The sequence below is a fragment of the Dolichospermum circinale AWQC310F genome, from assembly GCF_000426925.1.
GTDB lineage: Bacteria > Cyanobacteriota > Cyanobacteriia > Cyanobacteriales > Nostocaceae > Dolichospermum > Dolichospermum circinale.
The window spans coordinates 1-11,635 of the sequence record NZ_KE384695.1; the positions used below are offsets into that span (position 1 = coordinate 1).

10 protein-coding genes and 1 other RNA gene are annotated in these 11,635 nt (G+C 34.0%); 7 read left to right on the forward strand and 4 right to left on the reverse strand.

Translation table 11 applies throughout. From position 1 onward, the window contains the following. Positions 1-141 precede the first annotated feature (141 nt). The 7 genes from ACIR310F_RS0115200 (at position 142) to ACIR310F_RS0115225 (ending at position 7,394) form a co-directional block, all read left to right on the forward strand. A complete protein-coding gene (locus tag ACIR310F_RS0115200; protein ID WP_028084563.1) occupies positions 142-591 on the forward strand; it encodes an acyl-CoA thioesterase in 450 nt (149 codons plus the stop codon). Between the two features lie 413 nt (positions 592-1,004). After that, complete coding sequence (locus tag ACIR310F_RS26275) at positions 1,005-1,151, forward strand: hypothetical protein (RefSeq protein WP_196803222.1); 147 nt, start codon at positions 1,005-1,007, stop codon at positions 1,149-1,151. A gap of 270 nt (positions 1,152-1,421) precedes the next feature. Continuing rightward, positions 1,422-2,120, forward strand: a complete 699-nt coding sequence (locus tag ACIR310F_RS0115210) for a hypothetical protein (protein ID WP_028084564.1) — start codon at positions 1,422-1,424, stop codon at positions 2,118-2,120. 86 nt (positions 2,121-2,206) lie between these two features. Beyond that, an RNA gene (gene rnpB / locus ACIR310F_RS23740) (RNase P RNA component class A) lies at positions 2,207-2,571 on the forward strand. A gap of 268 nt (positions 2,572-2,839) precedes the next feature. Next, positions 2,840-3,268, forward strand: coding sequence for a DUF4435 domain-containing protein (locus ACIR310F_RS22700; protein ID WP_051289678.1), 429 nt, complete (start codon positions 2,840-2,842; stop codon positions 3,266-3,268). Between the two features lie 111 nt (positions 3,269-3,379). Further along, positions 3,380-6,127: a class I SAM-dependent DNA methyltransferase gene (locus tag ACIR310F_RS0115220; protein ID WP_028084565.1), complete on the forward strand. Its 2,748-nt coding sequence runs from the start codon at positions 3,380-3,382 to the stop codon at positions 6,125-6,127. Between the two features lie 412 nt (positions 6,128-6,539). Then, positions 6,540-7,394 carry an SPFH domain-containing protein gene (locus ACIR310F_RS0115225; protein WP_028084566.1) on the forward strand — a complete coding sequence of 285 codons (855 nt, stop codon included), beginning with the start codon at positions 6,540-6,542 and terminating at the stop codon, positions 7,392-7,394. 108 nt (positions 7,395-7,502) lie between these two features. Here ACIR310F_RS0115225 and folP read toward each other — a convergent pair whose 3' ends face one another. The 4 genes from folP to ACIR310F_RS22710 form a co-directional block, all read right to left on the reverse strand. Then, positions 7,503-8,351 carry a dihydropteroate synthase gene (gene folP, locus ACIR310F_RS0115230; RefSeq protein WP_028084567.1) on the reverse strand — a complete coding sequence of 283 codons (849 nt, stop codon included), beginning with the start codon at positions 8,349-8,351 and terminating at the stop codon, positions 7,503-7,505. A 44-nt stretch (positions 8,352-8,395) separates the two neighbouring features. Continuing rightward, positions 8,396-9,121 (reverse strand): triose-phosphate isomerase, encoded by a 726-nt coding sequence (gene tpiA / locus ACIR310F_RS0115235; RefSeq protein WP_028084568.1) that lies wholly within the window; start codon positions 9,119-9,121, stop codon positions 8,396-8,398. A 427-nt stretch (positions 9,122-9,548) separates the two neighbouring features. After that, positions 9,549-9,857 (reverse strand): FitA-like ribbon-helix-helix domain-containing protein, encoded by a 309-nt coding sequence (locus ACIR310F_RS22705; RefSeq protein WP_035368129.1) that lies wholly within the window; start codon positions 9,855-9,857, stop codon positions 9,549-9,551. A gap of 164 nt (positions 9,858-10,021) precedes the next feature. Beyond that, on the reverse strand, positions 10,022-11,635 hold a 1,614-nt coding region (locus ACIR310F_RS22710; RefSeq protein WP_196803223.1), incomplete at its 5' end, for a nuclease domain-containing protein.

Sequence of the window (11,635 nt, forward strand, 5' to 3'; positions counted from 1 at the left end):
ATCATTGCTAATTGAGAAAAGTCTGATATAATTAGTTTTCAGGATGATTATTTATATCGAACTCAGGTTCCTTGTGGTTAATTAGGACTATAATTATTTATTATAGTTTACAATAGCAGCTTGAATTTTAGGAAATTAAACATGGCTTTTACATATTACTACACTGTAAGATTTCAAGATACTGATGCGGCTGGAGTAGTTTATTTCGCTAATGTTTTGAGAATTTGTCATGAAGCTTATGAGGCTTCATTAGCAGCTTCTAGTGTTAATATTAAATCATTTTTTACTAATCCATCTTTAGCTTTTCCTATTGTTCATGCTAATGTAGATTTTTTACGTCCTATGTCTTGTGGTGACAATTTAGTGATTAGTTTGTTACCAGAAAAAATAGGTTTAGATAAGTTTGAAATTACTTACGAAATTACAGTAGATGAGGTAATGGTTGCTAAGGCAATTACTAGGCACGTTTGTATTAATGTTAGTAGTAGAATTAAACAGGAATTACCACATTATATGAATAATTGGTTAGAAATGAACCGTTCAGGTGCAGAGGGCGCACAGAGACGAAGATCCAGGTCGGAATTTATGTGATTTTAGTAGATAGATACTCCACTTATTCTCATAAGTGGAGTATCTCAAGTATTACAGCAAGTTCAGCTTGAGTGAGGTACACCTTGTGCGGGCAAGATGCCCGCACCACAAGAGTTTTATTATTAATATTTGTACTTCATAAGATCGGGAACTGCTGTATGTTTTTAGAAACCATATTCCATGCTTCAAAATTTTGGTAATTAAGACCTGATATAAAATCTGATAATTGGAGGTTAAAAGCAAGAATTTGTATTAGAAACTACTAAATATAAAAATCTTTAAAGATATTAGAGATTGATAGATTGATAAATGCTTAATCTTCTCATAATTAACTCAATCTTTTGTCCGGTAGTGGCTAAATAAACATTGAAAACTTAAATAGAGTTGAAAGTTTTAAGCAAGTGAAAATAGTCATGAATAATACAAAAGAACGCAAATCTGCTCAAAAGAAGCAGTCCTTTTCTCCTGTTGATATTGGAACTCCTCAAGTACCACTCCGTAAAACAAAAAGAAAAAATCAGCAGTCTGAATCACTCAGTGACTGGGAACACGCAAGTTAATTGATCAGGTGATTTTATTAGCTTTTAAACTGTCTAAACTAGAATTTGGGCAGATTTTTTTGGTGATGATCATGATTTAAGATAGTAATGCCATAAGGTAGGGTAAGCCTGGGTAAAGAAAAGTATATTTTTCATGATTTACAGTCACACATACGAAAATCATATCCAATCACATCACACAAGTTGATCACAGAAATTAAAGAAATCAGACAAATCATAGTTCAGATTATGTTACCATTTGTCAATTGGTAGAAGATCAGGGTTATAAAAATGCAAAATGGCGACCAAAATCTGATTATTTTGATGATTTATATACTTACCGTCTATTGGACATTTAATCGCATGATTGAATCTATAGACGATATAGTCAAAGTTGATTTCCAAAAAGGTGCTGTTGATAATCAATTAAAAGAACAAAATCTTCAGGAGACAGTGGGTATTTCCTTTAAAACAGGTACTTATGGTTTAGATAAAGTGCAAGATGATTTAAAAGAATTATCCATGAGTATTGAAAATAAATCAGACAGTATTGCTATATATGTTGACTGGGATAATAGTTCTTTTGTGGTTGAACATAGCAAGCAGTCGCGGCGGGTAATTCGCAAATCTCCTGACTTAACCCGCGATTTAGCTATACCCCAAGTGCCGACAATTATCGCCCCTAAAAAGACAATTTCTGAAAATGTCACCGCCGAAGATGTTTTTCAAAGAGATAAAGAATCAGGAGTCTATAAACCAGCTTCACCGTTAATCAATGTAGCGGGAGTTAAAGGAAATAAAAAGTTATACAAAGACTTTTTAGATGGTAAAAAAAATTTAGAATTTTCCTTACAACTTGTATTGCGAATTTCAGAAATGAGAGTCGGTATAGCACCGGGAATAAATGTTCCCCCAGTGTCAATTATTAATTGTCCTTTTACTATTAAAAAACTCCCTTGGACCTACGCCTTACCTTGGAATAAAAAGTAATCTAGGAACACCCCCGACTGCTTGAAAAAATCAGGGATCTAAGTCTTGCGATTTTCATGTAATTAAAAGTAAACTAGAGAAAGGGGGAGAGTAGGCGTAGGCAGTTGCAGATTAGTCATTCAGACTAGTTTGAGGAAAGTCCGGGCTCCCGAAAGACCAAACTTGCTGGATAAGGTCCAGTGCGAGTGATCGTGAGGATAGTGCCACAGAAAGATACCGCCAGTCAATTTATTGGTTGGTAAGGGTGCAAAGGTGCGGTAAGAGCGCACCAGCAGCGTCGAGAGGCGCTGGCTCGGTAAACCCCGGTTGGGAGCAAGGCCGGAGGAACTATGGTTGGTCTTTTACCGGTTCCGCTGAAAAAGAGCCGCTAGAGGTGTTTGGTAACAAGCATCCCAGATAGATAACTGCCCTCGCAAGAGAACAGAACCCGGCTTACTACCGACTCTCTCTTTTGCAGCGAATTATGGATTTTTTATTTTCCATAATTCGTTTTTTCAATTACTACAGAAAAGGGGAGAGACTGAAACATTTTAGCTAATGAAATTTTGAATAGAGCTATTTGACAACTTATGACATAATTATTTAATGCTTGGTATGCTTGTTTGATAGAAATTAGAAACACTACAGGAACAAAAACAGGTGTAGAACTAGATGATACAGCGGTTTCCGATCTGATGAGGTACAAAGTTGAATCATGAAACTCTTGTGGTGCGGGCATCTTGCCCGCTAAATATGTACCTCATAACACCGTGAAGTGCTGTAAATTCCCCAAAGATTTTATTTATTTAACTTTAGACTCAGTTTCGGTAAATTATGACTTGGAAAAAATTAAACAAAAGTTTCCAAATGCTCCAGAAATTCCAGCAGATACTTTAAATAATAAAATGGACGAATTTACTAATTGTGAACATGATCAAGTTTTTAGAGGTAAATATGAAATGTGGTTTTTGTTAATCTTTTTAAGATTAATTTTAATAGACTCTAATAAAAGCAAATTGTTTATCAGCGAAAAATTAAGTTTTGCTTTTAATAATGACCATAGTAGTCCAAGTCCTATCATTAGTAATGAACAAGCACTTAAAATATTTAGTGACCATGCTGAAACCCCTGAAAGTTTGAATATTTATTTAATGCAAGTGATAAAATAGTGTATTATATCCTATATGATTCCCTAGAACAGTAATTACTTACCAGTTATAATTAAGAAACTGCAAAATATAAACTTAAAACCACTATTCTTTACCCAGAAATTATTAACTATGCCATTAAGTTGGAACGAAATTAAAAGCCGAGCGATCGCATTTTCTCAAGAATGGGAACATGAAACCTCAGAAGATGCAGAAGCTAAATCATTTTGGGATGGGTTTTTTCATGTTTTTGGTATTTCTCGTCGCCGGGTGGCAACATTTGAACAATCTGTCAAAAAAGCCGATAATAAACAAGGTTTTATTGATTTACTCTGGAAGGGTGTAATTTTAGTAGAACATAAATCTAGGGGGAAAAGTCTCGATAAAGCTATGCAGCAAGCCAAAGATTATTTCCCTGGTTTAAAAGAACATGAATTACCAAAATATATTTTGGTTTCTGATTTTCAAAAGTTTAAACTCTACGATTTGGATACTAATATTACCACAGAATTTGAACTAAAAGATTTTATTAATCAGGTTCATTTATTCGGTTTTATTGCTGGTTATGAAAAACGCACCTATAAAGATGAAGATCCGGTCAATATCCAAGCGGCTGAACTAATGGGTAAACTACATGATAAACTAGAAGCGGTTGGTTATCGAGGTCATGATTTAGAAGTCTATTTAGTGCGGTTACTCTTCTGTTTATTTGCTGATGATACAGGCATTTTTGATAAGGGTATTTTTTGGGAATATATTGATTTACATACTAAATCAGATGGTAGTGATTTAGCAATGCACATTGCTTCTATTTTTCATACATTAAATACACCACCAGAAAAAAGATTAACAAATTTAGATACTAATTTGGCTCAGTTTCCCTATGTGAATGGTAAGTTATTTGAGGAGGTTTTACAACCGGCTGCTTTTGATAGCAAAATGCGGGAAATGTTTTTAGAAGTTTGTGGTTTTGACTGGGGTAAAATCTCACCGGCTATTTTTGGTTCGATGTTTCAAGCGGTCATGAATCCCACAGAAAGACGAAATTTAGGCGCTCATTATACCTCGGAAAAAAATATTCAAAAGTTGATTAAACCTCTATTTTTAGATGATTTATATTTAGAATTGGAAAAGGTCAAAAGTAATCGGGGTAAACTCCAAGAATTACATCAAAAAATTGCTAATCTTTATTTTCTTGATCCTGCTTGTGGTTGTGGTAATTTCCTAATTATCACCTATCGGGAATTGCGAAATCTAGAAATTAAAATTTTGCAAGCATTGAATAAAAATGGACAGCAATTTATTAACATTCAAGATATTATTAAGGTTAATGTAGATCAATTTGCGGGTATTGAATATGATGAATTTGCGGTGCGTGTTGCGGAGGTAGCAATGTGGTTAATTGATCATCAAATGAATATTCAGGTTAGTCATGAATTTGGTCAATATTTTTTTAGAGTTCCTTTAACTAAATCTGCGAAAATTGTTCATGGTAATTCATTAAGAATTGACTGGGAAACGGTTGTCGAGAAGGAAAAGTTAAGTTTTATCTTAGGAAATCCCCCATTTGTTGGTGCAATGATTATGAATGCTCAACAAAGAAATGATATTGATCATGTTTTTCATGGAGAGAAAGGAATAGGTGTTTTAGATTATGTTTGTGCTTGGTATATAAAAGCAGCAAAAATTATCAAAAATAGCCAAATAAAAGTAGGCTTTGTCTCCACAAATTCTATATCACAAGGTGAACAAGTCGCTATACTTTGGAATATTTTATTTAATAAATATAAGATTAAAATTCATTTTGCTCATCGTACTTTTAAATGGAGTAATGAAGCTAAAGGAAATGCTGCTGTACATTGTGTAATTATTGGTTTTGCTAACTTCGATATTACCGAAAAATATATTTCTGATTATGAGGATATTCAGAGTGAACCACTGACAATAAAAGCTAAAAATATCAATCCTTATCTGGTAGATGGAAGTGACACAATTATCACTAATAAAAGTTTTCCCATTTCTAATATTCCTTTAATGCGTTTTGGAAGTATGCCACGAGATGGTGGTAATCTTATTTTTACTGAAACTGAAAAAGAAGAATTTATTAAGATTGAACCTCAAGCTGAAAAATGGATCAGACCCTATACAGGAGCGCAGGAGTTTATTAATGGATATAGTCGCTATTGTCTTTGGCTTGTTGATATTTCTCCAAAAGAACTCAAAGCTTTACCAGAGGTATTAAAACGAGTAAATAAAGTTAAACAGTTCCGCTTAGAAAGTAAAGCAGTATCTACTCAAAAATTTGCAACTACACCTACTCTATTTTGTCAGATAGCACAACCTGATACAGATTATTTACTTGTACCTCGTGTTTCTTCAGAAAGGAGAAAATATATTCCCATAGGTTTTATTTGCAAAAATATAATTGGCAATGATCAAGTTTTGTTAATACCTAATGCTACTCTCTATTTATTTGGTATTCTCACTTCAGAAATGCACATTACATGGGTAAAATATGTATGTGGAAGATTAAAAAGTGATTATCGCTATTCCAATACCATCGTTTATAATAACTATCCCTTTCCTGAAAACGTCAATGATAAGCAAAAACAGAAAGTAGAAACAGCCGCGCAAGCAGTGTTAGACACCAGAGTAAAATATTCTGATAGTAGTTTAGCTGATTTGTATGATCCCTTGACAATGCCACCAGACTTAGTAAAGGCACATCAAATATTAGATAAAGCCGTAGACTTATGTTATCGTCCCCAGCCCTTTGTCAGTGAATTAAATCGAATTGAATTTTTATTTAGTCAATATGAAGCGTTAAATGCTCCCTTACTCAAACCAGAGAAAAAGAAAAGAGCGAAAAAAAACAATTAAAAAAAGCAATTAATTGTTAGAGTAGATTTGTACAATCTAGATTTATACTTAAATCAGCGATTAGAAGATGCTTTTAGCACGTTACAATAACGACTGTAAACGGACAAAAACCAGATAATGCGTGGGTTAAAAACTTGAATTTTGTTTTAGTCCACCTATCCCTGACTAAAGCCAAACCATAGGTAAACCTTGTTTATGTAGTAGCAAAGAAAATTTTGTCCGTCATGACTTTAAACAGTTTAATGGATAGAAATGCTGATCAAATCTTGATCGAACATTCTTTGCTGTTGATTATTGACAATTTTTATTCAAAAACTATACATTCAAGACATTTAAACTTACAGTTAGTTAATATACAGTATAACCATCACCCTGAAATCAATTCTGCCCAAAGCTGAAAGAGGAGAAGATCATGGACCCAATAATTTTGATTATATTTTTAGCTCTGGTAGGTTATGCCTTAGCCTCTGCAAAGATGGTAAATCAAGGGAATGTTGCTTTAGTTGAACGATTAGGACGATATCATCGTAAACTTAACCCTGGACTGAGTTTCATTGTTCCCATCATTGATCAGATTGTGATGGAAAACACAACCAGAGAGCAGCTTTTAGATATTAAACCGCAAAATGTAATCACTAAAGATGGTATCTACTTAGAAGTAGATGCAATTGTTTATTGGCGGATTAAAGATATTGAGAAAAGCTTTTATGCAATTGATGATCTAGAACAGTCTCTAGCAAATATAGCTACAACTACCCTCCGGGAAAATATCGCCCAAAATTCCTTAGAGGATACTAATATGTCTAGAGATAAGATAGACAGAACCGTATTAGGGGCATTAAATTCAATTACAGTTACATGGGGAGTTGAAATCACGCGATTAGATATTCAGAGTATCACCCCACCGGAGACTGTACGCAAATCAATGGAAGAGCAACAGAACGCGCAAATAAAAAAACGAGCCGCGATTTTAGCCGCAGAAGGGGAGGAAGAAGCGGCGGTGAAGAGGGCGAAAGGAACTAAAACATCTATAGAGATTATTTCTGAAGCCTTACGTTCTCATCCTGAAAGTAAGGATATTTTACGGTATCTTGTTGCCCAAGATTACGTAGATGCTAGTGAGAAACTGGGTGCCAGCAATAATGCCAAAATTGTGTTTGTAGATCCTGCTAACTCAACGGAAATGTTCCAAGAGTTGATTTCTGATTCGGTACAAGAAAATCACATTAAAAACCCTGGTAACGGTAATGGTAATGGAGCTAATTGATATCGTGTATTTTATCTAGATGAGGTACACTTTTAGCGGGCAAGATGCCCGCACCACAAGATTTTTATGATTAATATTTGTACCTCATCACATCGGAAACTGCTGTAATTAGTAGGAATGACGAAAAATGGCATCTGTCACCAGAGTTACTTCTTGCATTTCTTGAACATCATGAACTCGCAGAATATCTGCACCATTAAAAATGGCTGCACAACAGGCTGCGGCCGTTCCCCAAATCCGTAATGTTGGATCTGGTTGGTTGAGGATATTACCGATAAAACTCTTGCGAGATGCTCCTACTAAAATCGGAGTATTAAGTGTTTTTAGCGATCGCAAGCGGCGGAAAATTTCTAAATTCTGCTCATGATTTTTAGCAAAACCAATACCAGGATCAATAATGATTTTATTTTGGTCAATTCCTGCCCGGATAGCATCAATAATTCTCTGGGATAAAAAGCTGTAAATATCACCTATTAAGTCTTGATAATCCGTGAAATTGACCATATTTTCCGGTTTTCCACGGATGTGCATTAAGATAATTGGCACATTGAAACTAGCCACAGTTGGCAGCATTTCTGGATCATAAGTACCAGCAGAAATATCATTGACTAAATCTGCTCCTGCCTGGATAGCTGCTTTAGCTACCTCAGACCTCGTTGTATCTACAGAGATCGGGACATCAACTACTGGACGTAGCACCTCCAAAACAGATAGAACCCGCTCAAGTTCTGCATCTATTGATATTTGCTTCGCCCCTGGACGAGTTGATTGTCCACCAATATCAATGATATCAGCACCAGCGGCAACCATTGCTTGTGCTTGGGTGAAAGCGGCGGAGATAGTATTAAATTTACCACCATCACTAAAACTATCAGGGGTGACATTTAAAATCCCCATGATATAAGTCCGCCTTCCCCAGACAAAACAGTGATTTCCGATATTTAACTGATCAGACATAATACATGATCCAAATTGTTAATTACCCCAATCCCCAATCCCCATTATTGATAATTGACAATTCTGGCAAAACTATCAGCTTCTAAACTAGCTCCACCAACAAGAGCGCCGTCAATTTCCGGTTGTGCCATAATTTCATCAATATTATTCGGTTTGACTGAACCGCCATATTGAATAGGAACTAAGGGATTAGTCAATTGACCACGAATTAAGCCAATTACCCGATTTGCTTCCTTGGATTCACAGGTATCACCAGTACCAATAGCCCAAATTGGTTCATAGGCAATAATCAAGTTGTTTTGATCAATATGTACCAAGTCCTTTTCTAACTGGGTGCTAATTATTGATTCTGTTTCCCCTGCGTCTCGTTGTTGTTTAGTTTCTCCAACACAGAGAATGGGAGTGAGTCCATGTTTTTGAGCGGCCTTGAGACGGAGATTGACAGTTACGTCTGTTTCCCCAAAGAATTGCCGTCTTTCACTGTGTCCAATAATGACATAACGCACACCGATTTCTGTGAGCATAGGGGCAGCGATTTCCCCCGTATATGCTCCATTTTCTTCCCAGTGGACGTTTTGCGCTCCCAAATTTACACGGCTACCATGCAAAAATTTGGACAGCAAGCTTAAATCGGTGAAAGGAGGACATAATACCACTTCTCGTACCAAGGGGGTTTCCTCCAGGTGAGGCAAAAATCCGCTTAAAAAGGCTGCGGATTCTGCCTGGGTTTTAAACATTTTCCAGTTACCAGCAATAACGATTTTCCGCACAGGTGATTTAATCAAAATTTTAATGCTACTAGATGCACTTTTTAATTTACTACTTTTTTAGGACTATTCACGAAGCAGAATGACAACAGAGATCAGTAAATAGATAATTTAATGTATTAAATATTGGTTGTATAAAACGAAAAAATACTTATGTATTGCTCCTAGAGAGATTGTATAATAGATATATTTACTATAAATTGGGATAAAACAGGTAGGGTTCATGCAGTGGTGTTTCATTTGCGAATTTTGATGGTAAAATCTACATTGAATGGGATAGTACGGAAAGGATGATATGGTTTTAGGGTTTATTCGTCCTGAGTATCGGCCGTTTACAGATTTTGATTTTAATATTTTTCTTTCATAACTATTCTGATTAGCCACACCAATAATATAAATATTAGTGTCTCAAAATAGACGTTGAGAGATATCATAACTCATTGTCATGCTGTGCTTTTAATAAATGTTCTTCAGCTATTTCTCTTTTTACATCTTGAACTAAATCAATAATTTGCTTATGGGAATGATATCCTTGATTATGCAAGGACTCTTTTACCTGTGCTGCTAATATTTCTAGAGGAATTAATGTTTGTTCCTGAAAGTTTTCTTGGAGATTTTTGGTAACAGCTTGTGTTAAAATTAGTTTTAACTCAGTCTCTAGAGTCCGTCCATGTTGTTCTGCTTGATATCTGAGATTTTCGACGAGGTTGGGTTCTAAGTTATCTAGAATTATTTTCATATTTCATACATAGCTTGGGATTGGTTTATATTATAGCATTTTTCAGGGTTATATATCAGGGTTTATTCGTCCTGAATATCGGCAATTTGCAAATTTTTCTGTAGCTTAAAACACAGTCATTAATAGAGTGCGTCAGATGTCAAAAATCTGTTTATCTGCAAATTTCACGGTTTATCTGCAAATGCCATACCGCAATTGGGACAATGAATATCAAAGCTACTCCAAACAGATGTTTTATGATAGTCCCAATAATAGCCATGTTTAAATAATTTTGTTGAACAATTCCAGCAATAGTTTATGTGTGTTTGATGTCCACAAGTTCTACAGTCTGCTGTGTATTTTTTTGCATCTTGTTTTGGGTGAAGATCTACGCTGGTACTACCACAATTCAAACAAAATAAATCATTAGTAGGTTTTGGATCTTTTGTAGTTCCATTGTTTGCATTTTTATTACTTTCTAAAAGATACTCAAAAGCCATTCCAATTAATTTTTTTAGGTTATCTGTAAAATTTGGTTTGTGCGTAATATATCCATATTTGTGAAATGGAAATGTAGGTTTTTGATCTTCTTCTTCACCAAAATAAATTTTATCACCTCCATGATTTGTCATTTTTACTGGTTTCTTTTCACCAGTTAAATCATTACAGGGGTGTAAGATAAAAACATAATAATCCGTGTCGCTATATTTATCATTTAAATTTTTTATCTCATAATTCAAAGATTTTTTGTAATTATAATTTTTAAATTTAGCATCAAGCACAAGATAAATTTTTCTATCATTAATGGATATTTCCAGGATAAAATCAGGTCTTTTATTATTTGGGAGTGTTTTTTGATAATATAAAGTAATTGTTCTCCCATTCAAGTCTCCTTTAAAATTAATAGTTACCTGATTATTCAAGTTATTATTTTCAGGATTAATAACTTTTAGGAGTGTACGAATATCCTGTGATTTGTATTGAAATCCGTATGGTTCTTTTAATGTCTTAATTATAGAAACTAAACACCATAATTCATAAATTTGAGGTATTTCTCTCATACCATAAGTTGTAGCTTTTTCATAAAGATCAAAAACTTCCAAATCTATTCCCTCAGATTTTAATATTTCTTTATATGAATTTAAAGCGTTTCGATAACTTATATTTTGAATAAAAGTCATTGAAGATGTAAAACCTTGAATATTTTGCCATTTAATAGTTTTAAAAAATGTCTTTCTTATTCTTTGTTCTATTAATGGTAATAATTTTTGTTGTTCTTTTACAAATTCATCTAAGTCTTTAATTTGCTTTTCAAGTTTTTTGATATCATTCTCTAGAGTTTTGACTTGATTTTCTCTTTCTTTTATGTCTTTTTGTGTTAATATTTGAACCCAATTATTTGATTCTAATTTTTGTTTATTATTGAGTCGTTGATTTAATATATTTTTTTCAACTTCTATCAAATAGGGTTCTATCTTTTTTATTCCCGTTATCGTGAACTGTGGGTAAATCTTTCCTTTATCCACTCTAATATCACGATCTTTTATAAAAGAAAATTCAAATGTATATTTTTGTTCTTCTTCCAAATAATTTAAACACGCATAAGGAAAGTTGATTAGACAAAATGGTGTCTTATCGGTTTTGCACCAGAAACCACTATTGGATTTTTTATGTTTATATTTAATGTATATACTTAGGGTATAAAATTTCTGTTGACTATCAAATGGCATATTACGACTAATGTTTTGCCATTCTTCCTCCATATTTTGCACTTTTTTTTCTTGTAATAAAATTTCTTC